At 72.2% G+C, this 23061-nt stretch carries 17 protein-coding genes; 11 read left to right on the top strand and 6 right to left on the bottom strand.

All coding sequences use genetic code 11. The features are described from left to right. Positions 1-325 precede the first annotated feature (325 nt). Positions 326-1198 carry a hypothetical protein gene (locus tag WME75_RS07280; RefSeq protein ID WP_437487650.1) on the top strand — a complete coding sequence of 291 codons (873 nt, stop codon included), beginning with the start codon at positions 326-328 and terminating at the stop codon, positions 1196-1198. Between the two features lie 224 nt (positions 1199-1422). Beyond that, the gene (locus tag WME75_RS07275) at positions 1423-5511 is read left to right on the top strand and encodes a protein kinase domain-containing protein (RefSeq protein ID WP_437487647.1); all 4089 of its coding nucleotides are present in this window, start codon (positions 1423-1425) and stop codon (positions 5509-5511) included. A gap of 44 nt (positions 5512-5555) precedes the next feature. Here WME75_RS07275 and WME75_RS07270 read toward each other — a convergent pair whose 3' ends face one another. From WME75_RS07270 to WME75_RS07260, 3 genes are read right to left on the bottom strand one after another with little or no spacing between them, the layout of a single operon-like run. Beyond that, complete coding sequence (locus WME75_RS07270; RefSeq protein ID WP_437487645.1) at positions 5556-6644, bottom strand: hypothetical protein; 1089 nt, start codon at positions 6642-6644, stop codon at positions 5556-5558. Positions 6645-6649: 5 nt separating this feature from the next. Next, positions 6650-7486, bottom strand: coding sequence for an ABC transporter permease subunit (locus WME75_RS07265; RefSeq protein WP_437487642.1), 837 nt, complete (start codon positions 7484-7486; stop codon positions 6650-6652). After that, the gene (locus tag WME75_RS07260) at positions 7483-8526 is read right to left on the bottom strand and encodes an ABC transporter ATP-binding protein (protein WP_437487640.1); all 1044 of its coding nucleotides are present in this window, start codon (positions 8524-8526) and stop codon (positions 7483-7485) included. The genes WME75_RS07265 and WME75_RS07260 overlap by 4 nt, the downstream gene beginning before the upstream one ends. Before the next feature lie 358 nt (positions 8527-8884). Here WME75_RS07260 and WME75_RS07255 point away from each other — a divergent pair, with 358 nt between their 5' ends. Further along, positions 8885-10039 carry a hypothetical protein gene (locus WME75_RS07255; protein ID WP_437487637.1) on the top strand — a complete coding sequence of 385 codons (1155 nt, stop codon included), beginning with the start codon at positions 8885-8887 and terminating at the stop codon, positions 10037-10039. Between the two features lie 242 nt (positions 10040-10281). On the opposite strand, the gene WME75_RS07250 is transcribed toward WME75_RS07255, so the two are convergent. Continuing rightward, on the bottom strand, positions 10282-11307 hold the full coding sequence (locus WME75_RS07250) for a hypothetical protein (protein ID WP_437487634.1): 1026 nt from the start codon (positions 11305-11307) through the stop codon (positions 10282-10284). Between the two features lie 334 nt (positions 11308-11641). On the opposite strand from WME75_RS07250, the gene WME75_RS07245 reads away from it, so the two are divergent. Continuing rightward, positions 11642-12634 carry a helix-turn-helix transcriptional regulator gene (locus WME75_RS07245; RefSeq protein ID WP_437487631.1) on the top strand — a complete coding sequence of 331 codons (993 nt, stop codon included), beginning with the start codon at positions 11642-11644 and terminating at the stop codon, positions 12632-12634. 229 nt (positions 12635-12863) lie between these two features. Further along, positions 12864-13886 (top strand): NAD(P)-dependent alcohol dehydrogenase, encoded by a 1023-nt coding sequence (locus WME75_RS07240; protein ID WP_437487628.1) that lies wholly within the window; start codon positions 12864-12866, stop codon positions 13884-13886. A gap of 122 nt (positions 13887-14008) precedes the next feature. On the opposite strand, the gene WME75_RS07235 is transcribed toward WME75_RS07240, so the two are convergent. Both WME75_RS07235 and WME75_RS07230 read right to left on the bottom strand, forming a co-directional pair. Continuing rightward, the gene (locus WME75_RS07235; protein WP_437487625.1) at positions 14009-14716 is read right to left on the bottom strand and encodes a DUF899 domain-containing protein; all 708 of its coding nucleotides are present in this window, start codon (positions 14714-14716) and stop codon (positions 14009-14011) included. Next, positions 14713-14853 (bottom strand): hypothetical protein, encoded by a 141-nt coding sequence (locus WME75_RS07230; protein ID WP_437487622.1) that lies wholly within the window; start codon positions 14851-14853, stop codon positions 14713-14715. The genes WME75_RS07235 and WME75_RS07230 overlap by 4 nt, the downstream gene beginning before the upstream one ends. Positions 14854-14994: 141 nt before the next feature. On the opposite strand from WME75_RS07230, the gene WME75_RS07225 reads away from it, so the two are divergent. The 6 genes from WME75_RS07225 (at position 14995) to WME75_RS07200 (ending at position 22995) form a co-directional block, all read left to right on the top strand. Further along, the gene (locus WME75_RS07225) at positions 14995-16260 is read left to right on the top strand and encodes a helix-turn-helix domain-containing protein (RefSeq protein WP_437487619.1); all 1266 of its coding nucleotides are present in this window, start codon (positions 14995-14997) and stop codon (positions 16258-16260) included. Between the two features lie 28 nt (positions 16261-16288). Next, positions 16289-16942: a Vgb family protein gene (locus WME75_RS07220; RefSeq protein ID WP_437487616.1), complete on the top strand. Its 654-nt coding sequence runs from the start codon at positions 16289-16291 to the stop codon at positions 16940-16942. A gap of 323 nt (positions 16943-17265) precedes the next feature. Continuing rightward, complete coding sequence (locus WME75_RS07215; protein WP_437487613.1) at positions 17266-19086, top strand: hypothetical protein; 1821 nt, start codon at positions 17266-17268, stop codon at positions 19084-19086. Between the two features lie 63 nt (positions 19087-19149). After that, the gene (locus WME75_RS07210) at positions 19150-20244 is read left to right on the top strand and encodes a hypothetical protein (RefSeq protein WP_437487610.1); all 1095 of its coding nucleotides are present in this window, start codon (positions 19150-19152) and stop codon (positions 20242-20244) included. Between the two features lie 29 nt (positions 20245-20273). After that, positions 20274-21359, top strand: coding sequence for a catalase family protein (locus WME75_RS07205; protein WP_437487608.1), 1086 nt, complete (start codon positions 20274-20276; stop codon positions 21357-21359). A gap of 136 nt (positions 21360-21495) precedes the next feature. Beyond that, on the top strand, positions 21496-22995 hold the full coding sequence (locus WME75_RS07200) for a sigma 54-interacting transcriptional regulator (RefSeq protein ID WP_437487605.1): 1500 nt from the start codon (positions 21496-21498) through the stop codon (positions 22993-22995). Positions 22996-23061: the final 66 nt, after the last annotated feature.

Genomic DNA, 23061 nt, shown 5'->3' with positions numbered 1-23061 from the left:
GTCCGGAGGCGGCTCTACCGCCCTCCACCACCGTCATCGCAGGCGCGCGCGCGGCTCGGTGCGACCGCAAGCCGTTGCGCGCAAGCGCTTGCGCAGCAGCGCAAGGTGCGTCGCGTCCCGCGCCCCCCTCGGCGCGCGTACGTCTCGGCGATGGCGAGCTGTTCCAGCCTCATCCGCTGCCGGACATCGACAGCCGACCTCGTCGCGCTGGCATGGCTGTTGATTCCTCCTGAGGCATCGTCTGAGGGCGATCGCGATACCACCCGTCCGCTGTGGTTCATCACGGCACCGACGGGTGCCCGCTCACCTTGCGAGGGAGAAGCTGATGCCGAGATCCAAGCCGAGCACGAAGAAATCTGTACCCGCCAGGCCTGGCGCGCCGAGCGAGGCGGCCAAGGCGTTCGCGCTCGTCGAGCCAGAGCTCGACGACGTCGGCGAGGTGGTGCCAATCAACGTCGATATTCCCCGCGCCGTCTCCGTGGCCATCGGGGCCGTCCCGCACCTTCAGGCGCTGCGCCCGCGGTTCGTGGAGGAGCTCCCCAGGCACCCTCTGAGCCAGCTCGACAAGCTCCAGACGTACGCGCTCGCCGCCTGGTATGCGCACCTGCTCGCGCTGCCGGCCTCGGTCGGGCAGGACGCGCTCAAGCGGCTCGTCGACGAGGCGGCGCCGCTGCGCGAGGACCTGCTCGTCGCGGCGGAGGCGCTGGCGCACAAGGGGATCGTCGACGCGCCGCGGGTGGCCGAGATCCGCAGAGGTCAGGGGCACCTCGACACCGCCAACGACCTCGTCGCGCTCGCGGCGCTCTTCAGCGAGGTCTGGGACGCCGTGAAGAACAGGACCACGGTCGAGTGGAGAGACGTGGAGCGCGCCTCCCAGCTCGGGCCGGAGCTGCTCGTCGCGCTCGGGGCCCGCCAGCACCCGGGCCTGCCGGCGCCGAAGGCAGGCGACGCGGCCGAGCGGCGCGCGCGGGCGTTCACGCTGCTCGTGAACGCCTACGATGCATGCCGACGCGCGGTGTCGTACCTGCGCTGGAAGGAGGGCGACGCCGACGCGATCGCGCCGTCGCTGTTCGCGCGGGGCGGCGGGCGCAAGCCGGGGGCGGGGAAGAACAACGCGGGGGGTGGCGACGACGACGGCGCGAGCACGGAGCCGGGCGCGCCGGGCGGCGAGCCTCTCCTGGAGCCCACCGTGGAGTAGCTGTTCTCGCGCCGCCACCCTGGACTCCACCCCATCCTCCCTCCACCCGCGCGCGGCGCGCATCGCCCTGGCTGAACAACGCCTGTTCGACGGATCGAGACCAGGCCCGAGCAGCGACATGGCGCCGCGCCTCCCCCATGGACGGCCGCGAGATCGCCTGGGCGATCACGCGGCCGCACGCGTGACATCGCGAGGCGGAGGCCGTGCGCCGTTGTGGCTCGCCCATGAGAGCGGCCATGAGCGCCGTCTCATCGGGGCGTTCGATCTTGCTGTCCGACGTATCATCCCGTAGGCTACTCCGGCTCACCCGCCGAACCGGAGTTGTCTCTACTATGGCCGTGCTGCCTGCTCCAGGAACGCGCGTCGCGGACCGGTTTGAGATCGAGACGGTTGCAGGGGAAGGCGGCATGGGTGTGGTGTTCCGCGCGCGGGACTCTCTCACGGGCCAGCGCGTCGCGCTCAAGCTCCTCCACGCGAGCGTCGCCGACCCGCAGACCGCACGGCGGTTCGCGCGCGAGGCCGCGCTGCTCGCCGACCTGCGCGCCCCGGGCATCGTCGCTTATGTGACCTACGGCCTCGCGGAGGACAATCGGCCTTTCCTCGCCATGGAGTGGCTCGAAGGCGAGGATCTATCACAGCGCCTCGCGCGGCAGCCGCTGACCAGCGCCGAGAGCGTCGCGCTGATCCGCGGGGCCGCGCACGCCCTCTCGGCCGCGCATCGAACAGGCGTCGTGCACCGCGACATCAAGCCTTCCAACATCTTCCTTCGCGACGGCAGGATAGACGATGTCGTCCTCCTCGATTTCGGCATCGCTCATCACGCGGCGTTCTCGCGTCGTATCACCGGCACCGGCGTGATCCTTGGTACACCCGGGTACATGGCGCCCGAGCAGGCCGCCGCGCATCACGAGCTCACGCCCGCCGCCGACATCTTCGCGCTCGGATGCGTTCTTTACGAGTGCCTGGCCGGTCAGCCGCCGTTCACAGCGCCGCACCTCGTGGCTGTCCTGGCCAAGATCCTGTACGCCGAGCCCACGATGGTTCAGGGCACATGGGACGCGGTCGCTCCGGCGCTGCTCGGGCTCCTCCGCAGCATGCTGGCAAAGGCCCCTGCGGAGCGGCCCGGGGACGCCGCGGCGCTCGCCGCGGCGCTCGACGCCCTGCCCCTGGGCGACCTCGGGGGCACGACGCTCGCGGCGCCCCCCGCCGCAGGGAGGCGCGCGCTCGCGGAGCAGCAGCTCGTCAGCGTCATGCTGGCGTCCGTCCTGAGGCCGTGCCCCGGCGGGTCACCGGGCGCCCTCGACATGCCGACGGCGCCCGGGTTCGAGCTCAAGGCGATGCGCGCGGGCCTCGCCGCACGCGGCGCGGACCTCAAGGCCCTCGCGGACGGCTCGCTCGTGGCGACGCTCCTCCCGCGCCGCGGGGTCGCCACCGATCAGGCGGTATCGGCGGCGCGCTGCGCGCTGATGGTCAAGGAGCTCTGGCCGGAGGCCTCGGTCGCCGTCTCGACGGGCCGCGGCGTCGTGAGCGGACAGCTCCCGATGGGCGAAGCGATGGACCGCGCGGGACAGCTCCTCTCCGAGCTCCGGCCGGAGCGCGCAGGGTTTCGCGCGCAGATCGTGCTCGACGAGGTCACGGCGGGCCTCCTCGGCGCGCGCTTCCGGACGAGCCAGGCGGACGCCGGGGCGGTCCTGCTCCATGGCGAGCAGCTCCACGTGGACGAGTCTCACCCGCTCCTTGGCAAGCCCACCCCCTGTGTCGGGAGGGAGCAAGAGCTCGCCACGCTGGAGCTCGCGCTCGCCGCGTGCGTGGACGGGCCGTCCGCGCGCGCCGTGCTGGTGACCGGGGAGGCGGGGCTCGGCAAATCGCGGCTGCGTCATGAGTTCGTGCGCCGCGTGGCCCGGCGAGAGGACGAGGTCCTCATCCTGATCGGGCGCGGGGACCCGATGGGCGTGGGCTCTCCGCACGGGTTGCTCAGCCAGGCCGTCCAGACGCTCTGCGGGTTCGTCCGCGGGGAAGACACCGGTACGCGCAGGGACAAGCTCCGCCGCCGCGTCGCACGCCACCTGGCTCCGGCCGACGCGCAGGAGGTCGTCGAGTTCATGGGGGAGCTGTGCGACGTCGAGTCCACCGACGAGCCGAGCGCCCGCCTGCTCGCCGCCCGGGGCGACCCGAGGCTCATGAAGGACCGGATGAGCCAGGCGGTCCTGACCTTCTTCGAGGCGGAGTGCGCGGCGCATCCGGTGCTCCTCGTGCTCGAGGACCTGCACTGGGGAGACGCCCTCACCGTCGAGCTCGTGGGCGAGCTGCTCCGCGGCTTGAGCGAGCGGCCGTGCGTGGTGCTCGCGCTGGCTCGACCCGAGGTCAAGGAGCGGTTCCCCGAGCTGTGGGGCGGCCATGCGCAGGAGATCCCGCTCCGTGAGCTCAGCAGGAAGGCCAGCAGACAGCTCGTCCGGCTGGTGCTCGGGCGCGAGGTCGAGGAGCCCGTGCTGGCCAGCATCGTCGAGCAGGCAGCTGGCAACGCTCTTTACCTGGAGGAGCTGATCCGGGCGACGGCCGAAGGCAAGCGGGGCGTCCTGCCGGACACGGTGCTGGCCATGCTGCAGGCGCGCATCCTGCACCTCACGCCCGTCACGCGCCAGGCCGTCCTCGCGGCCAGCGTGTTCGGCCGGACGTTCTGGGCGCGGGGGATCCGGGCCCTCATCTCCGACGTCTCGAGCGAGGAAGATCTCGACCGCTCGCTGGATGATCTCGTGCAGCTGGAGGTGATCGAGCGACAGCACCACAGCCGTTTCCCCTCCGAGGTCGAGTATCGATTCCGTCACGTGCTCGTGCGTGACGCAGCCTATGGCCTGCTGCTCGCGCACGATGTTCCGCTCATTCATCAGCGGGCGGGCGCGTACCTGGAAGAGATGGGCGAGCCGGATCCGCTCGTGCTCGCCGAGCACTATCATCTCGGGGGGCAGGCCGACTCCGCCGTTCGCTTCTACATCCGGGCGGCGGAGCGGCTCTTCGAGCGCCACGACCTGCAGGGCGGGCTGCGCTGCGTCGCGCAGGGCGTCGCCTGCGGCGCGATCGGCCAGGCGTTGAGCATCCTGCGCGCGCTCCAGGCGTCCGCCGCCTTCTGGATGGATGACGTCGTCGGAGCGTGCACCATCGGCATGCCCATCCTGTCGCAGTTGCCGGCAGGCAGCTATCAAGCGTGCAAGCTGATAGCGAGCCTCACCCTGGCCAGCGCTCAGCTCGGAAAGCTGGACGACGTGATGGAGCTCAGCCGGCTGATGCTGGAGACGACCCCTGAGCCGGGCGCGACGACGGCCTACGTCGAGGCGGCCGGGTTCCTGAGCGCGATGGCGACATGGATCGGATGGCGCGCGGAGGCGGCGCTGTTCCTCGAGAGAATGAGGGCGGCCGGCGCCGAGGAGGCCCCGGTCACGCGAGGGTGGTTGTGCACCGTGCACGGCGCCTACACGTTCTTCTTCGGCCTCGGGCTCTGGCAGGTACAGCGGGTGACCCAGGAGGGCATAGCGGCGTTCCGTCAGGCCGGCGATCACCGCAACTCGGTCGCGGCGCTCGTGATCGCGGCGCTCGCCCAGGCGGAGCTGGGCGAGCGCGCCGGCGCCGAGACGACGCTGCGGGAGTGCTGCCGCATCACGGAGCAGGTCGGGCAGCTCTTCCCGATGGCGTTCGCCAAGATTCACCTGATCCATGTGCTCGCTGACAGCGCGTGCGCGTCCCATCGACAGGAGGCGCGCGCCCTGGCGCTGGCGTGGGTGACGTCGGCCAACCCGAACCAGCTGCACCTCGGCGTGGCCCACAACGTGATCGCGCGGGTCGAGGCGAGGGACGACGACCTGGAGCAGGCCGAGGCGCACGCGCAGAGAGCGTGCGAACTGCTCGCGGTCTTCCGCCCTTACCGGCTCTTCGCGCTCACGACCCTGAGCGCGGTGCTGCTCGCGCGGGGGCGCGCGGCGGACGCGCAGCGAGCCGCGGCGCTCGGCGTGCAGATCCTGGAGGAGATCGGCGGCGCCTGCGAGGTCGAGCTGCGCCTCTTGCTCGCGGAGTCCTGCTATGCATCCGGCGAGGGGGCGCGGGGAGACGAGGAGCTCGGGAAGTGCGTGTCTCGACTCCGCGCCTGCGCCGCGGAGATCCTCGAGGACGGCGCGCGCGAGCGCTACCTCCGCGAGGTGCCTGCGAATATGCGGGCCATCGCGCTCGCCAGGTCGCGGCTCGGCGACGCCGGCGACGAAGGCGATCTTCACGAACCGCCCTGGATGCGCTCGGCCCGTGATCGCGATCGGGGCGCTGGCTGAACAACGCCGGCTCGCCGGCTCGCGACCCAGGCGTCAGGGTGCCCTCACCGCGCCGCTCCCCCCTCCCCTCCCGTCGCCTCCTCGCCCGGCGCCTCGCCGTCCTTCCGGCGCTCCCGGCAGCGGCCCAGCACGTTCTGGATCATCGGCAGCGGCAGCGCGAGATCCAGCGAGAAGCGGCCGTTGCGCGGGCTCACGCTCGCCAGATCCAGCAGCTCGGCGAGCTGCTCCTCGCCGTCCGCCTGCGCCTTCAGCCGGCCCAGCGAGAGCGCGGTCCCGAGCGTCTTGCCGAGATCGTCCACGTCGGCCGCCATGGGCCCCGTCACCTCGGCCACGATCGCGACGTCCTCCGACGCGTCGACGTGCAGCTCCACCTGGCTCACCGCGCCGCGCAAACGCTCGGCGATGTCCGGCGCGCTCCCCTCGAGGAGCTCCGCCACATCGTCGGCCGAGAGCACCCCGTACGCATCCCCGTAGCTCGCCCACTCCGGGATCACCGGCGGCGCAGGCGCCACCTTGTCCTCGAGCCGGTCGATCGCGGCCTCGATCGCCTGCGCGTCCTTGCCGACGAACAGGAGGCCGTCACCCCAGCGGCCGAGCACAGGCGAGCGACCCTCCTCCTCGAACAGCACCCCTCTCGCGCCGTACGCGCGGCGGCCCCCCCGCAGCGAGTCCAGGCGCGCCGACGGGAACTCGCCCGAAACCACCACGAGGGCCCCCGACGACGCCGCGATCCGGTCGATGTCCTCGAGCACGTCGATCCCGAGCTCGTCCTCGAGCTCCTCGAAACTATCCATGTCGAGGTTGGCGAGCATGCAGTCGAGCCAGAGCTTGCCCGCCGGCGACTCCTTGAGGGCGCTCGCCTCGAAGACGACCACCGATGTGGCCTTGTCCGTCGGCAGCGCCGTCAGCAGGGGGTCGCGCCTGAGCTTTTGCTCCTGGCTCGGATCCGCCGCCCGCGGCAGCGGCAGCGTGCGGCGGCGCTGGCTGCGCTCGACCTCGGGGCCGCGCGGGTGGCGCGGGAACTCCACGCGCGGCTTCTTCGCGGACGTGGCCTTGTCGTCGCCACGCGCCATGAGCCACGCGGCGAGGCCAAGGAGGACGACCGCAGCGAGGAGCCAGGCTCGATGACGCATGGTGCTCAAAAATCCTTCTGCTCGAATCGCCAGATGCCGAAGGCGACGGCGGCGAGGCCGAAGACGGCGATCCCGGCGAGCTGACTCGCGAGGTCGAGCGCCTCGACGGGCGCCGAGGCGGCGAGATCGGCGGAGGTGTCGGCCAGCGTGGAGACGCGCGGCAGGAGCGAGGTGACGGCGCGGAAGAGCGCGCGGGGGGCGCCGGGCTCGAAGAAGGTCGCGAGGCGCTCGCGGTAGCCGGCGACGATGCCCGCGAGGAAGAGGGCGCCGCCCGTCGCGGCGGAGAGCGCGGCGCTGCGCGCGAACACGGAGGCCGCGAGCATGCCGCCGTAGAGGGCGGCGAAGGTGACGCTCGCGAGCAGGGCGGCGAGGACCGGGCGCAAGGTCCAGACGCCTGTCTTCACGGCGAGCAGGAGCGTGAGGCCGCCCGCGCCGTAGAGCGCGCCGGCCATGGCGAGGCCGAGCACGCCGAGGAAGGTGCCGGCGAGCAGCTCCCAGCGCTGGACGGGGAGCGCGAGGAGATGCTCGATGCGGCCGGGCGCGAGCAGGCTCGGGGCGAAGTCGGCGCAGGCGAGGACGCCGAAGCCGAGGCCGCCGTAGAAGATGACATACGCCGCCGCCCGGAAGATGGGCCGGAGGGCGACGTCGACCGAGCGGATGTCGGTGGGGACGACCTGGCCGAAGAGGCGCGTGGCGGCGAGGGCGCCGTCGACGACGTCCATGCGCAGGGTGAAACCGGCGACGCCGAGCAGGAGGGTGATGCCGGCGCCGAGGGCGAGGAACCACCTGCGCGAGGCCGCCTCGCGGATGAGGTCGAGCGCGACGGCGAGGACGGTCGTCACGGCGAAGCTCCGGCGGAGCGGGCGGGAGCGCGCGCGGGGCCGGCGCCGCCGCCGGGGCCGTCGCCGCCGCCGGGGCCGTCGCTCGGTCCGTCGCCGGGCCCACCCCCGCCCGCGGCGGCGGCCTCGGGCCCGTCCCGCGCGCCGAGGGCCTCGGCGAGGACGTCCTCGAGGTCGCGCATGTCCCGGGCGAGCTCGACGAGCAGGGCGCCCCGGGCGCGGGCGCGGTCGAGCAGGGCGTTGAGGTCCTCGGGGCTCGCGGCGTCGCAGGTGAAGGCGCCCTCGGCGTCGCGGGCGACGAAGCCGAGCGGGAGGAGCGCGGTCGGATCGCAGCCGGGCGCGAAGCGGACGCGGAAGCGCGTGGCGCTGCCGCAGAGGGCCTCCAGGGCGCCTTCGCGGATGAGGCGGCCGCCGGCGAGGATGCCGATGCGGTCGCAGACGCGCTCGGTCTCGGAGAGCAGGTGCGAGTTGAGGAAGAGGGTGACGCCGCGGGCGCGCTCCTCGGTGAGGAGGCGGCGGATCTCGGCGCGGCCGAGGGGGTCGATGCCGTCGGTGGGCTCATCGAGGACGAGGAGGTCGGGCGCGCCGAGGAGCGCCGCGGCGAGGCCGAGGCGCTGCTTCATGCCCTTCGAGAAGCCGCCGATACGGCGCTGGGCGCTGTCGACGAGCCCGACGCGGGCGAGGTCCCGAAGGAGCGCGGCCTCGGTCATCGAGAGGCGCTTGAGCCGGGCGACGCTGGCGAGAAAGGCGACCGGCGTCCAGGCGTGCGGGAGGTGAAGGCGCTCGGGGAGATAGCCGATGCGGGCGCGGACGGCGCGGTCCTCGGGGGCGCCGCCGAGGACGCGGACGACGCCGGAGGTGGGACGGACGACGCCGAGGAGGGTCTTGATGAAGGTGGTCTTGCCGGCGCCGTTGGGGCCGAGCAGGCCGAACGCGGCGCCGCGGGGGACGGCGAGATCGAGGCCGGCCAGGGCCTGTTGGCCCTCCCGCCGGAAGAGACCCGCGTAGGTCTTGCGGAGCGCGGCGGCTTCGATGGCGAGCACGGCGAGAGCATAGCCCAGGTGGGAATCCGGGGATCGGGCGAGATGTCGGAGCCTCCACTCACGGCCTGCAATCCCCCGCCCCGCGCTCGCGCGGCCTGGGCTCACACCCGGTATCGAGCGCCCGGCATCAACGCATGTGCGAGCCCGCCCATGGCGGTTGCGAGCCGACCTTCAAGGCGCTCCGCAGGAGATGCACGAGCGGCGTTCGCCGTGGAGACTCCGCAGGCAGCGCGGCGCATTGCACCCTACTGGCAATCTTCCAACCAGCGCCGGCAATTTCTCGCTCGTGCGGGGCCTGATTGCCCCGGATTACCACGATCATCGGACGCTGCCGCCCTGGATCGTGTAGGGTGCGAGTGTGGTGGATCTCGACGCGATCTCGGACCGAACCTACGTCGCAGCGGGAGCAGACTTCGCCTTCGTGATCACTCGGCGGGGACAGCTCGTCACCCGACGAGCGCCGTGCGACATGTCCAAGGAGGGCCGCAGCCGGATCGTCGAGGCTGCGCTGAGCCTCGGAGACCGGGGCCGGCTCGGGCATGTGGAGCTGTCGCGCGAGGACCTGGTGCCGTACGGCGGCGCGGCGCCCGTCGACCTGTACTTCGGCGTGGCCGCGGAGGTGATCCTCTGCGTGGTCATGCCCACGTGGGCGGAGCGGGAGGGCGTGCTGCCCGCGATCGAGCGCGGCCTGCGCGCCATCGACGAGGGCACCCCGGCGGAGCCGCAGCCGGTCCGCAAGGGGCACCGGCGCACCCGCTCGCGCCCGCGCGGGGAGGCGGCGCCCTCCTCGGCCTCGCGCCCGCGCATCGAGGCGGCGCCTCCCTCGGCGCGCCGCCCGGTCGCCGAGGTCCGCGAGCCGCCGCCGTCCCCCTGCGCGGTCGCGGCCTCCTGCGAGCGGCCGCCGTCGCCTTCCAGGCGCGCCGCGCCGCCGTCGCCTTCCAAGCGCGCCACGCCGTCGCCGCCGCCGGCCGGCAGGCGCAGCGCCGTCGCGGGCCTGGCCCTCCTCGCCAACGGCGGGCCGCCCCGCTCGCTGGCGCGCCCGGTGATGCTCCGCGACGCGCCCCCGCCGCCCGCGGCCTCACCCCAGCCCTCCGCGTCGCTGCCGGACATCGGCGTCCAGCCGTCGCTGCCCGAGATCCGGCTGGGCATGGCGTCGGTGGGCCACGAGACCCTGGCGGCGATCGAGGCCGAGCTGCGGCAGCCGGCGCGCGCCGGCTCGATGCCCGAGGCGCTGCGCTTCGAGCTGGTGAGCATCAGCCGCGAGAGCCTGCTGGAGATCGCGGCCGAGGAGGGGCGCCAGGCGACCGCGGGGCCGCGGCCCTCCATGCCGCTGGTGCGCCCGGAGCGCCTCACCCGCCCCTGGGTCGAGGCGCCCGACGACGCGAGGCGCATGGCCGAGGCCGAGAAGCGCGCCCGCAAGACCGCGCCCCCGGAGCTGGACGTCGAGCTCGTCGAGCGCGAGACCGAGGTCCTCGACGCGGCGCTCGCGGCGCTGCGCACGCGCTCGGGCTGAGCCACGGCTTCGTCGTCAGCATCGTCAGGGGAAATCGAGCGGTGCTAGAGTGAAGCGGAGCTTGAAGGACGCCGCGAGCCAGAGCGTCCAGGAGCGCGACGCACGCCGGCGACAGGCGTCCCGCCGGAGCGGTTGACCGCCGCCCGGCGCCGATCGCCGCCCCGCTAGAGCCAGCGGCTACCCCAACGTGGATCGGGTCGCAGCGGCGCTCCCGCGCGCGGAGAACACTCCTCCTGCGGGAGCTACGATGGGCGAATCGGCTCCGCAAGCCAGCGAATCAGCGCCTCGCCGTCAAGATCGAGCAAGGCATCCTCGACCTCGCCCGGACCGAGCGCGCGGGCTCGCTCGACGATAGAGCGCTCTTCTTCGGCCGTCGGTCGTCGCCCGATCCGCCGCGCGAAGAGCCGACCGAGCAGCTCCGCGATCGCCTTCTGCTCGCCGCGCTCCTCTCCTCGTCGCTCGCCGCGCTCCTCTCCCCGTCGCTCGCCGCGCTCCTCTCCCCGTCGCTCGCCGCGCTCCTCTCCCCGTCGCTCGCCGCGCTCCTCTCCCCGTCGCTCGGCCTCGATGATCATCTCTCCGATGATCGGCGTGCGCCGGAGCAGCCCCTCTTCCTTGTCCTCCACCATGACGATGAGCTCCTTCAGCAGATTATGCCCCCAGGGATCGATGGTCGCCATCACCAGGAGCGCCGTGTACAGCTCGGCCCGCTCCTCGGCGGTCTTCGCCCCCGCATGGATCTCCCTGACGATGTCCCGCAGCGCCGCCGCGGTCGCGTTACGCGCGAGCGGGGTGAACACCAGCCAGAGCACGCTGCCCCGCGACCGGAGCTCGGAGACCGTACGCTGGTAAACGGCGTCGACCCGGAAGCGCGCGCCGCTGAACGGCCGCCCCGGCCAGGCGATGCGGCGCTTGCCCGTCGCCGGCAGCCGCCGCCTGCGGCCCGACAGGACCACGGCGACGCTCTCGATCGGCGGCACCGGCTCACCGGGGGCTTCGAGGCGGAGCGCGGCGAAGAGGAAGCCGAGGTATTCGAACACGCGATCCGGGACGTCGTCGCGGAGCGTGAAGCAGAACTCGACGTGCAGCACCCGCGGCTCGCCGCCGACCCGCAGGCGCAAAGCCTTATCGAGACGGCGCTCGATGTGGGTGACCTGGCTGTCGACCCAGCCGAGGACCTCGATGGTGGGCCCCTCGGGGACGAGGGCGCGCACCAGGTCCTCGGGGCGCCTTCGGGCGAGGTGGCGCAAGGTGATGTCGGCGTCTCCCATGCGCGGCGCTCATGGCAGATCGCGTACCAGGGGTTCAGGAGGCAAAGGTCGAGGGATTCCGGGGTGACGCGTGCCGTCGGGCAGGTGGCGGCGCCATGGCGGGTGGCAGCCTCGTGAACCGCGTGGGGCGCCACGAGAAGCCCCGGCGGCGGCTCTCGTCCCCGATGCGGTGGCCGTCCCCCACGTCCAGCAGGCCCCGGTCGTACCGCTCGATCTCGGGATATCGCTTCGGCACGCCCACTCCGTGAAGTGGTTTGATCGGACAGGCGGGAGCCGAGGACCGCCCCCCACCAAGAGGCAACCGGCGGTGAGGGCTCATGGTAGGCTGCAGGACATGGGCGCGGTGACCCTCGACGGCAGCCAAGCGGACCTCGATCGGATCGCGGATCGGGTCTTGAACGGCGCCACGGCGGTCGAAACGCTGAGCCCCGTGGAGCGGCAGATGGGCTGGAACCTCCTGGACCGCTCGGGGTTCACCCGGTCCGCCGCGCTGCGCTCGGGCATCGGGCTGACGGTCACGAAGCTCCGGTGGGAGCGCCCGTGGTCGATGGCCTTCGACCATGGGGCCTCGCGGCTCAAGTTCATCGTGACGCGGGGACCTGGGCCTTGGCTCACGACAAGCGACGGGGAACGCCATCACCTCGAGGGGGGCTCGTTCCACGTCAGCCAGATCAGGCGACCGGTGCGCCTGCAGTTCGATTTCGATGAGCGCGGGGTCGACAGGGATCACGAGCAACTCTCGCTCGAGATCGATCGCCTGCGGCTGAGCGAGCTGCTCGGTACGCAGGTCTTGCCCGTCGCGGTGGAGCGCGTGCTGTCCAGCCCACGCGCCTATCCCACCGATGCCCAGCCCGTCGTGCCGGCATTGTTCCAGCTGATCGACGAGATCGTCCACTGTGATGCCCGGGGCCCCTCGCGCCAGCTGTACCTCGAAGCGAAGGGGCTCGAGCTGCTGGCCGTGATGGTGGACCGCCTCGAGGAGGGCGAGCGCGCGGCGTCGCCGGTGCTCTCGGCGCACGACATGGACCGCCTGGAGCGAGCCCGACAGATCGTGCTCGCCCGCATGGACGACCCGCCGCGGCTGCCCGACCTGGCCCGCCTGGCGGGGCTGAACGAAGCCAAGCTCAAGGCCGGGTTCCGCACGCTCTTCGGAGACACCGTCTACGGTTACCTCCGCGACCGGCGTCTGGACGAGGCCCATCGCCTCCTGCGGCAGCGCCGGTACAGCGTGAGCGAGGTGGCCGCGCGGGTGGGCTACGTCAATCCGAGCAAGTTCGCGGCCGCGTTTCGCGAGCGGTTCGGCGTCCCGCCGTCGCACGTGACGTAGCGCTGCTCGACAGAGGTCTCGAGCCTCCGTCGCGCCGGAGCTGTCGTCGCTGCCGGCGCGCTGTCGCATCGAAGCCGCCGGCTCGGAGCTGAGATGCTCCGTCCTGGAGCGGCAGCATGCGGAAACGGGCGCCATCATGGGGAGAATCGGCGCACCGGCATGGCGCACGGCCGGCTCGGCCGCGGCGCATCCGTGCGCCCGGCGGCGCCCCCGACCGAAAGGCTCTCCGATGAAAGCAGTCGTCTTCACCGCGTACGGTCCTCCGGACGTCCTCCAGCTCGCGGAGGTGGACAAGCCCGCTCCCGGGAACCGTGACGTGCTCGTCCGCATCCACGCGACCACGGTGAGCGCCGAGGATCCGAAGATGAGGGGGTTCAAGCATCCGCCCCTGCTCTGGCTCCCGATCGGGTTGCTCTTCGGGTTTCGACGACCGAGAAAGACGATCCTGGGCATGGAGTTCGCGGGAGAGGTCGAGGCGGTGGGCAGGGACGTCACCCGCTATCGCAAGGGGGATCCTGTCTTTGGCTACACCGGAACGAGCCTCGGGGCCCACGCCGAGTACAAATGCGTCCCGGAGCATGCGGTCATGGCCGCCAAGCCGAGAAATATGAGCCACGAACAGGCGGCCTCCATCCCCAATGGGGCGCTGACCGCCCTTGTGTACCTGAGGAACATGGCGAAGCTCCAGCCCCGAGAGAGCGTCCTCATCTATGGCGCTTCCGGGGCGGTAGGTACGGCGGCGGTACAGCTCGCCAAGGCCCTCGGCGCTCGGGTCACGGGGGTCTGCAGCGGACGCAACCTGGCCCTCGTCGCGTCCCTTGGCGCCGACGAGGTCATCGACTACACGAAGCAAGACTTCACCAGGAGCGGCCAGGCCTACGACATCCTCTTCGATACGATCGGCAAGACGTCGATGGCCCAGATCGAGGGCTCCCTTCGTCCCAAGGGCCGCTATCTTGTGACCGTGTTCGGCGTCCGGGAGCTCCTGCAGATGCTCTGGACATCCCTCGTGGGAGGGAAGCGCATCATCGGCGGAGCCTCCAACTTCCACTGGACGCCCGACGACCTCGTCTACCTCCGAGAGCTGATCGAGGCCGGAAAGCTCACCGCGGTGATCGACCGCTCCTATCCATTGGCCGACGCCGCCGAAGCGCATCGGTATGTCGAGAGCGGGCGCAAGCGGGGAAGCGTCGTGCTGACCGTGGACGGGCCGACACGAGAGGAGGCTGCTGTCGAGGCGCCCCGAGCATGAGGTCCATCGGGCGCCGACGCGGTGGGTGGCCGACGCGGTGTCGAGCCTCCGCGCGGCCGGTCAGGCCGCTCGAGACCTCGGGCGGGCCGGGGGAGAACACCCGGCATGCCCGGCTCGACGCCTCACGTCGCGTCGTACCTGTCGTGGTGGCGGACCCACGACATCGTGAAAGGGAGCCCGGCCTCGTCCCGGCCCAGCGGCGTGAGATCGAGGTAGTTGTAGGTGCCGATCAGGACATCGAGCCCGCGCGCATAGGTCGAGTAGGTGTGGAACACCTCGTCGCCTTCGCGGGCGAACACGCTCACCCCCGGAGCCTCGGGCTGGGGGAAGCTCGACTTCTGGAAGTTGTAGTCGATGTCGCCTCGAGCGCGCTCCTCCTCCCGGAACGACACGCGATAGTCGAAGTTGAAATCCGTCTCGTTCGAGGAGACCCACGGGAACGTCCAGCCCATGCGCGCCTTGAACGCCTCGATCTTAGCGAGCGGCGCGCGGGAGACGACGCAGTACGCCGTGTCGCGGGCCGCGAGGTGGACATGGCCACCCTGGATGTTGTCCACCACGTACGAGCAGCTCTTGCAGCCCTCGTCCCAGCTCGGGTGGAACATGAAATGGTAGACGATGAGCTGCCGGCGCGCGCCGAAGAGCTCGCGCAGCGTCGCCTTGCCCGAAGGGCCGTCGAACACATACGCCTTCTCGACCTTCACCCACGGCAGCTCGCGGCGCGCGGCGCTCAGCGCGTCACGCCGCCGGTCGTGCTCCTTCTCTCTCTCCAGCAGCGCGAGGCGCGCCGCCAGCCACTCCTCCCTCGAAACCACCCTGGCGCGGCTCATCGGCTCGCTCCCTTCGAGGCGGGCGCGCCGGTGACCTTCATGCTCCGGAGCTTCTTGACGACGATCGCGGTCACGGCGCCGGCCGATGCCGCCTTGGCGAGGACCAACCCGAGAGACGCGAGGCACGCAGGACACATGGGACTCTTCTCCTCCTGCCGGCGGTGCGCGCGGCGCTCCGCCGCCGACGCTTCGAAATGACCACATCGCCCGCGGGCGCGACAGCAACATCGATGTCGCGATCGGTTGGCGCGCGCCGCTTCACGTGAGATGCTGCGGCGATGGACGCGGTCGTCGAAGCTCCCGTCGAGCTCCGCGCGCGGGCGGCCCGAGCGCTCGCGGCAGGGGACGCGCTCGACGCGCTGAAGCTGGTCGGCCCGTTCGGAGGTCCCCACGCGCTCGCGCTCCGCGGGATCGCGCTCGCGCAGATCGGGGCCTATCCGGAGGCCAGGGTCGCCCTCGAGCGCGCCGCGCGGGCGTTCGCGGCGGCGGGCGCGGAGCGCGAGCGGGCGCGGGCGAGCGCGGCCCTCGGGGAGATCGCGCTCGCGCAGCGGGAGCTCGGCGAGGCAGCGCGAGAGCTCGTCGAGGCCGGCGACGCCCTCGAGCGCGTCGGTGATCTCACGAACGCGGCCTGGGCCCGCCTGGGCGCCGCGCGGGCCGCGCTCCTCGATGGCCGCGTCGCCGAGGCGGAGCGGGCGCTCGCGGCCGCCGAGGCCACGGTCACGGGCGACGCGCCGGTGCTCACCCGGGCCGCGCTGGCGCTGGCGCGCGCCGAGCTGTACGCGCGGCTCGTGCGCGCGTCCTCGGCGCGGCGCGCCGCAGCTCAGGCGGCGGCGTGGGCGCGGACGAGCGGGCACCCGCAGCTCATCGCCGAGACGGAGCGCTTCCTCCGCGCGCACGACGAGCCCGTGGCGCGCATCCTCCGCGACGGCCGCGAGGAGCTCGCGCGCCTCGCCGACGTCGAGGCCCTGGTCGCCGCGGCCGCGGGGCGCGTCGTCGTGGACTCGCTCCGCCGCCGCGTCCTCGACGGCGGCGCCGCGCGCGCCGACCTCTCGCGCCGGCCGGTCCTGTTCGCCATGATCGAGGCGCTCGCGCGCGCCCACCCGGCCGCGGTGGCGAGCGCCGATCTCGCGCGCGCGGCGTTCGGCGTGCGCACGCCCAACGAATCTCACCGGCGGCGGCTGCGCGTCGAGGTGGGGCGCCTGCGCGCCGCGCTCGGCGACGTCGGGGTCGTGAAGGCGCTCGGCAACGCGTACCGGTGGGAGCTCGGCAGAGGGGTCGAGCTGCTCCTGCTCGCGCCGCTCGATCCGGGCAACGCTTCCGTGATCTGCGCGCTCCTCTCCGACGGCGCCGCGTGGAGCGCCGCGGCGATCGGCGCCGCCCTCCGCAAGAGCACGCGCACGGTGCAGCGCGCGCTCTCGGATCTGGCGCTCGCGCGCGCGGTCGAGGTCACCGGCAGCGGCCCCTCGCGGCGCTACGCGAGGCCCCGAGCGGCGCTGTCGATCGCGTCACAGATGTTGCTGCTCGGGCTCGCGCTCCCCGGATAAGAGCGCGCGGCGAAGGAGGTTCTGGACCATGGCGGCACGGCAGGCCGAGATCATCGCGGAGCGCACGTTCGACGGGGTAGACTCGATTCATGGGGTCACGTTCGACGGACAGGACGTGTGGTTCGCGCATGGAGATCGCGGAGATCTCATGTCCGCGGAGCCGGAGACGGGACGGGTGACGTGTCGTCTGAAGGCCCCCGCCGATGCCGGGGTGGCGTTCGACGGGCGGCATCTGTGGGTCGTCGGGGGCGGCAAGATCCGCAAGATCGATCCCGGGACGGGGGCCGCGGTGGGGGAGGTCCCGGGCTTCGACGCAAGGCCCGTGACCGGGCTCGCGTGGGCCGACGGCGCGCTCTACGCGGGCATTTACCGGCAGAAGCAGATCCTCAAGATCGATCCCGAGCGCGGGACCGTCCTCCGCACGCTCGTCTCCGACAGGTTCGTCACCGGGGTCACGTGGACGGACGGCGATCTCTGGCACGGCGTGATGCGCGACGAGGACGGCGCCCCATCGGAGCTCCGCCGCGTCGACGCCCAGCGCGGCGAGGTGCTGGACCGGCTCGCGCTGCCGGAGGGCGTGCGCCTCTCCGGCGTCGGGGCGGACGCGAGCGGCCGCCTCTGGTGCGGCGATCCGGCGACCGGCAAGCTCCGCGCGGTGCGGAAGCCGAGGAAGGCCGTCTGATTCACGTTGCTCGGCGACCTCGATCGGCAACGTCGAGGTAACCTGGAGCAGGGTCCAGCCGGAGCGGCTCTCCGAACAGAGCGTGCGCGCCCGTGCGTGCGTGCACGTGCGCTCGGTGCGTTCGCACCCCCTGTATTCCCCACCGAACGCCGCAATTTTCGCCGCCAGATACGGTGGCCCACCCCGTGCTTGGGGCAATGCAGACCCACAGCGTGGCGCCCCCCGCTGCCCACGCCCCCTGCTGACCGAGGCGTATCGCCCGGCGCAGTCCCGCAGGGGACTGACGCCGCGCTCGCCCCGCGCCCGCCAAGGAGAGCACCGCGATGCCCACCGACGACGATCGCAGCATTCCGAGCAGCATGTCTCCGATGACCCTCCGGCAATTCGAACAGGTGTCCCGCACCCTGATCGACAGCTCGCCCCCGCAGCCTGGAGAGATCGAGGTCGCGCCCCGGGGCGCCGGCGAGAGCGGCGCCCGGATCCGGCAGCTCGTCATGGGCGCCGCAGGCTGGCTCAGCACGAGCCGCGCCGCCTTCTGCATCCCCGCCGTGACCTTTGTCGTGCTGTTCACCGTCCTTGTCTTCCGGCCAGGGCAGCTCGCAAAGACCGTCGCTGTCGATCTCCACCTCCCTTCGGAAGGAGCCATTCCCAAGGAGCTGCCAGCGCCCGGCGTGGAGATCGACCCCCAGGACATCGTGTGGCGCTTCCGGTACGGCGCCACGGGCACCGAGTTCGGCGGCGGCGTCCCCTACTGGATTTACCGCGTCATGCCGAGGATCTTCGACGACGAGTTCAAGGGGCGCGGCTACGATCGCTTCGGCTTCGGCGCCGACGACACCACCTATTACACGTCGCGCCCGGTGGGCCGCGGGCTCTTCCTCGCCGACTCCACCCTCAACATCCCGCTGCTGCGCGCCCGCTTCGCGCTGAAGCGCGTCGCCATCAACTGCTCGGGGTGCCACCGCGGCGAGTACCTGAACATGAACGGCGAGCCTGTCTATGTCGACGGGATGCCGAACCACACCGCCGACCTGCAGGGATTCAAGCGCTTCTTCGCGCGCGCCTTCCAGGACGAGCGCGTGACCGGCGATCGGCTCATCCAGGAGATCGACGCCGCGCTCGAGGAGGAAGGGGCCGCCCCGCTCACCGCCCGCGAGCAGGCGCTCTACCGGATCCTCCTCGTCGAGCTGAAGAACCGGGGCAGCTCAGGGACGACCGACTGGATGGACGGCCGGGCCGACAACGGCCCGGGGCGCATCGACCCCTTCAACGCGGTCAAGTTCGAGGTCCTCAAGGCGCCCGACGACAAGACAGCAGCCCAGATCGACTTCCCCTCGCTGTGGAACCAGCGCGCCGAGGTCCGCGAATGGCACCACGTCGACGGCAACACGGCGAGCTCCAAGGCCCGCAATCGCGGGTCGGCCATCGGCGTCGGCGCCGTCGCGATGTCGCTCAACAAGGACACCATCGACGCGATCGGGCGCTGGCTCGATCGCGATCTCCCGGTGCCGGGCTACCCCTTCACCGCGCCCGCGCCCGAGCGGGCCGCGCGCGGCCTCGCGGTCTTCGCCGAGCACTGCGCCTCGTGCCACGGGATGTACGACCCGGTGAAGCGGACGGTCCACGAGGTCGAGGGCAGCCATTACATGGATCGCATCAATACGGGGACCGACGCGGAGCGCTCCAGGGCGTTCATGAAGCCGGCCGCCGACGCGCTCAACGCGTACGGCGAGCGGCGCCAGCTCTGGGAAAAGGACGCGTTCCGCCCGGTCAGGAGGGCGGGCGAGTACCTCGCCGGTCCGCTCGACGGCATCTGGGCGCGCGCCCCCTACCTCCACAACGGCTCCGTGCCCACGCTGGCCGACCTGCTCAAGCCGCCCGCGCCGCCCGGCAAGCTCGCCCCGGAGAAGGCGCGAGCGTTCCGGCCGAAGCAGTTCTACCGCGGCAGCCGCCGCTTCGACGAGCGGAACGTCGGCTGGGTGTCGACCGAGCCCATGGAGGGAGATCGCGCGCTCTTCCTCTACCGCACCGTCGACGACAGCGGCGCGCCGATCCCGGGCAACGGCAACGAGGGGCACACGCACGGCGCCCACCTCCCGCCGGAAGACCGCGAGGCCCTCCTCGATCACCTCAAGACCCTTTGACCGAACCGGAACAGAAGGAGCAGCGCGATGATCCCCCTCCTGGAAACCGCACTGGCATTCGCCATGATCATGCTCACCGCGAGCCTGTTCGTGAGCGCGGTCGTGCAGGTGATTGTCAATGTCGGACGTTACCGCTCCTGGGTCCTCACTCACATGCTGCGGTCGCTCATGCACGGGTTCCGCGCGTTCCACAAGGATCCTGACGTCGTCGACCCGGCGACCGGGCGCCCGGCGCGCGACGCGCTCGCCAGGAACGAGGCCTGCGAGATGCGCTTCGTGCACGAGGTGCTCGCCGATCCGGTCCTGCACGCGCGCAGCGCGGAGCTCGCGTACGGCTCGGACCCCGAGCAGCTCACGCTCCTCGTCGAGTACATCGACGCCGACGACGTGATCACGATCGCCGCCGGCGCCTCGGTGCCGGCCGAAGGGGACGGCCGCGAGCTCCTGCTGCCCAGCCGCTGGGTGAGCTGCGGCCAGGGCGGCTCCAGCGCGACGAAGCGCTACGCGACGCTCGATCATTTCTCCGCGTACGTGCGCCGCTGGTTCCCCACCCTCGAGGGCACGGCGTCTCAGACGTTCAAGCAGCGCGTCCGGCGGCTGACCCTCCTCGTCGCGATGATGCTGGTCGTCCTCTTCAACTTCGACGGCTTCCAGGTGCTCGCCCGGCTCCACCAGAACGGCGCCGCGCGCGCGCAGGTGGCCGCCCAGACGGACACCGTGATGACCACCGCGACGCGCCTGGGCGAGCGCCCGTCCACGCAGCGCGCGCCGGACGAGCTCCCCGACACAACGCTCGGAGAGCTCGGGCTCGAGATGCAGAAGACGGCGACCCTCCTCGACGAGGCGAACCTCGGCATCGGCTGGCAGGAGAGCTGGATCGTCAAGCGGTTCTGCGCGTACCGCGGCGATCTCCTCGCGCCCGCGCCGACCTCGCTCCAGCTCCTCCGCGACACGCTGTTCTGGCTGGCCGGGCTCGCCTTCTCGTGCGGGATGCTCTCCCTGGGCGCCCCCTTCTGGGTCACCACGTTCTCTCGGCTCATCCAGATGCGCAACGAGGTGCAGCACCGGAAGCGCCAGGAGGTCGCGCCCGGCGTGAGAGCCGCGAGCAGCGCCCTGCCGCTCCCCGCGCGTGAGCGCGCGGTCGCCAAGCCTTCCTGAAACACCCAACGACGTCGAGGATCCTGGTCATGAACACGACACTCGAGCTCCACGAGGAATACCCGCCGCCCGGCGAGGAAGACAGCATCCGACAGATCATCGAGATCATGAGGCGCAGTTACGAGCGCGCGTACCCCGCGGGCGTCTCGCCGGCGCTCCGCGGCGTGCACCCGAAGTCGCACGGCTGCGTGAAGGCCCACTTCATCGTCGACGACGGCTTGCCCGGCGAGCTCCGGCACGGCGTCTTCCGGGAGCCGCGCGTCTACCCGGCGTGGGTCCGCTTCTCGTCGACCTCCTCGCGCGTCCAGTCGGACATGAAGCGGGACTCCCGCTGCATGGCGATCAAGCTGCTCGGCGTCGAGGGGGAGAAGCTCCTCGACGGCGAGAAGGACGCGACGACGCAGGATTTCCTGATGGGGAACACGGACGTGTTCTTCTCGCGCAACGTCGCCGACTACGTCGAGCTCATGTCCGCCACGAGCGCGGGAAAGCCCCTCTCGTACTTCTGCTCGCTCAGCCCGCCCCGCCTCCGCCTGCGCGAGCTCATGAACTTCCTCTCCGTCCTGCTCAAGCCGGTGAAGAACCCCCTGGACACCCGCTACTTCAGCCAGACGCCGTTCCGGCTCGGCGAGCGGGCGATGAAGTTCTCCGTGGCCCCCCGGCCCTGCGGCTCACCCCGGGTCGAGGTCGAGCCGGGCGACGACGCGCTCAAGCAGGCCGTGGCGCGGCAGCTCGATCGGGGGGACTGGATGTTCGACTTCCTCGTGCAGCTCCAGGCCCACCCGAAGAGGACGCCCATCGAGGACCCGACGATCCGCTGGAGCGAGGAGCTGTCGCCGTTCTACAAGGTCGCGACGATGATCATCCCGGCGCAGCGCCTCGATCCGCCGGGACAGGCCGAGCTCGAGGAGAACCTCTCGTTCACGCCCTGGCATGCGCTGCCGGCGCACCGTCCGCTCGGCGGGCTGAACCGCGCCCGGCGGGCGGTCTACGAGACGATATCGACGCTCCGCCACGAGAGGAACGGAGCCCGCCGCGAGGAGCCGGCGGTCCCCCGCGCCGGGCGCGCGCGCGCGCCGTCGAGAGCAGAGCCGGCGCGGCTCAGGTGCGGGTGAGGCCCTCCAGGGCAAGCGCGATCCGTAGCCGCTGCCCGCGAGCCCCGGCGCGGCCCCGGAAGGTTACCGATGTCGGTGTCCGCACGCCGTGTTAAAATGACGTTCCGGAATCTGCTCCGTGACGTCCTCCACGACATTGACCGATCGAAGCCTCCTGTGGGGCCGGAACGACCTGGAGCCGCCCCCGGAGTTCTTCCACCTGGTCATCGCCTGGTCGCGCGAGGAGCCGACCCGCGTGGGGGAGGCGGCGCTCGTCGACGAGCGCTGCGTGCTCGGCCGCGGCGGGCCGCAGTCGCAGGACGGCGCGCCGCGCCTCGCCTTCCACCGGCAGCGCCCGATGGGCTGGGCCATGATGCCGCCGCTGGAGGGGCCGCGGATCTCGCGCCTCCAGCTCGAGCTCACGCCCACCGAGGAAGGGCAGCTCGCGGTCCGATCGATCGGGCGCTGCCCCCTCCTCATCAACGGCATGCCCGCGGCTCAGGGCCTCGTGAAGGCCGGCGACACGCTCACGCTGCACAACGCCCTGGTGCTGTTCGTTGTGCGGCGGCGGTGGAGCCTCGAGGTGATCCAGTCGCTCAGGGAAGCGCCGCGGTTCTCGTTCGGCGACGCCGACGCCCACGGGATCGTCGGGGAGAGCCCGCCCGTGTGGGCGCTGCGCGGCGCCCTCGCGTTCGCGGCGCAGTCCGGGAACCACGTGCTCGTGCGCGGCGAGAGCGGCGCGGGAAAAGAGCTCGCCGCGCGCGCCATTCACGCGCTCTCCCGCCGCCGCGCGGGCGTGTTCGTCGCGCGCAACGCGGCGACGTTCCCCGAGGGGCTCGTCGACGCCGAGCTGTTCGGGACGGCCAGGGGTTACCCCAACGTCGGCAGCCCGGAGCGCTCCGGGCTCATCGGCGAGGCGGACGGCGGCACCCTCTTCCTCGACGAGATCGGCGAGCTCCCGCCGCACCTGCAGGCCCACCTGCTGCGGGTGCTCGACCGCGACGGCGAGTACCAGCGGCTCGGCGAGCCGCGCGTGCGCCGCTCGGATCTGCGCGTCATCGCGGCGACGAACCGCCCCGTCGAGTCGCTGAAGCACGACTTCGTGGCGCGCTTCCTGATCAGCGTGAGCGTCCCCGGGCTCCCGGAGCGCCGCGAGGATATCCCGCTGCTCCTGCGGCACCTGCTCGCCTCCGCCGCGCGGGAGAGCCCGGACCTGACCGAGCGCTTCTTCGAGCGCCGCGACGACAGGCTCGCCGAGCCGCGGATCGCGCCGGCGCTCATCGAGGCGCTCCTCCGCCACCCCTACACGCACCACCTCCGCGAGCTGGAGCGGCACATGTGGATCGCCCTCGGGTCGAGCCCCGACAACTTCCTCACCCTCACGCCCGATCTCTGCGCCGTGCTCCGCCCGGAGCCGGGCGACGCCAGGACGGAGCCCCGGACCGGCCCCAAGACGGATCCAGGCAGGTCGAACTCGCCCAATCCGTCCGACTCCGGCTCGCTCGGGCGCCCCGAGATCGAGGCCGCGCTCGTGGAGGCGCAGGGCAGCGTGACGACCGCGGCGCGCATCCTGGGGCTGAAGAACCGCTTCGCTCTCTACCGGCTCATGAAGCGCCACGGCATCGCCGGGCCCGACGAGGAGGCGAGCGAGAGCTGAGCCGCGCGAGCCGCGGCGCTCGCCCCGCGCACGCACGCCTTCAGGCGCGTGCGCGCACGCCTTCAC

The organism is Sorangium sp. So ce1014 (assembly GCF_051521505.1).
GTDB lineage: Bacteria > Myxococcota_A > Polyangia > Polyangiales > Polyangiaceae > Sorangium.
The sequence above is the reverse complement of the archived record's forward strand: the minus strand, read 5'-3'. Positions and strand labels throughout refer to the sequence as shown.

Coding starts and splice junctions, on each gene's coding strand:
- WME75_RS07225 (WP_437487619.1), top strand. CDS start 14,995: ATGGACGCGGTCGTCGAAGCTCCCGTCGAGCTCCGCGCGCGGGCGGCC.
- WME75_RS07275 (WP_437487647.1), top strand. CDS start 1,423: ATGAGAGCGGCCATGAGCGCCGTCTCATCGGGGCGTTCGATCTTGCTG.
- WME75_RS07240 (WP_437487628.1), top strand. CDS start 12,864: ATGAAAGCAGTCGTCTTCACCGCGTACGGTCCTCCGGACGTCCTCCAG.
- WME75_RS07230 (WP_437487622.1), bottom strand. CDS start 14,853: ATGTGTCCTGCGTGCCTCGCGTCTCTCGGGTTGGTCCTCGCCAAGGCG.
- WME75_RS07250 (WP_437487634.1), bottom strand. CDS start 11,307: ATGGGAGACGCCGACATCACCTTGCGCCACCTCGCCCGAAGGCGCCCC.
- WME75_RS07280 (WP_437487650.1), top strand. CDS start 326: ATGCCGAGATCCAAGCCGAGCACGAAGAAATCTGTACCCGCCAGGCCT.
- WME75_RS07245 (WP_437487631.1), top strand. CDS start 11,642: ATGGGCGCGGTGACCCTCGACGGCAGCCAAGCGGACCTCGATCGGATC.
- WME75_RS07270 (WP_437487645.1), bottom strand. CDS start 6,644: ATGCGTCATCGAGCCTGGCTCCTCGCTGCGGTCGTCCTCCTTGGCCTC.
- WME75_RS07235 (WP_437487625.1), bottom strand. CDS start 14,716: ATGAGCCGCGCCAGGGTGGTTTCGAGGGAGGAGTGGCTGGCGGCGCGC.
- WME75_RS07220 (WP_437487616.1), top strand. CDS start 16,289: ATGGCGGCACGGCAGGCCGAGATCATCGCGGAGCGCACGTTCGACGGG.
- WME75_RS07210 (WP_437487610.1), top strand. CDS start 19,150: ATGATCATGCTCACCGCGAGCCTGTTCGTGAGCGCGGTCGTGCAGGTG.
- WME75_RS07205 (WP_437487608.1), top strand. CDS start 20,274: ATGAACACGACACTCGAGCTCCACGAGGAATACCCGCCGCCCGGCGAG.
- WME75_RS07215 (WP_437487613.1), top strand. CDS start 17,266: ATGCCCACCGACGACGATCGCAGCATTCCGAGCAGCATGTCTCCGATG.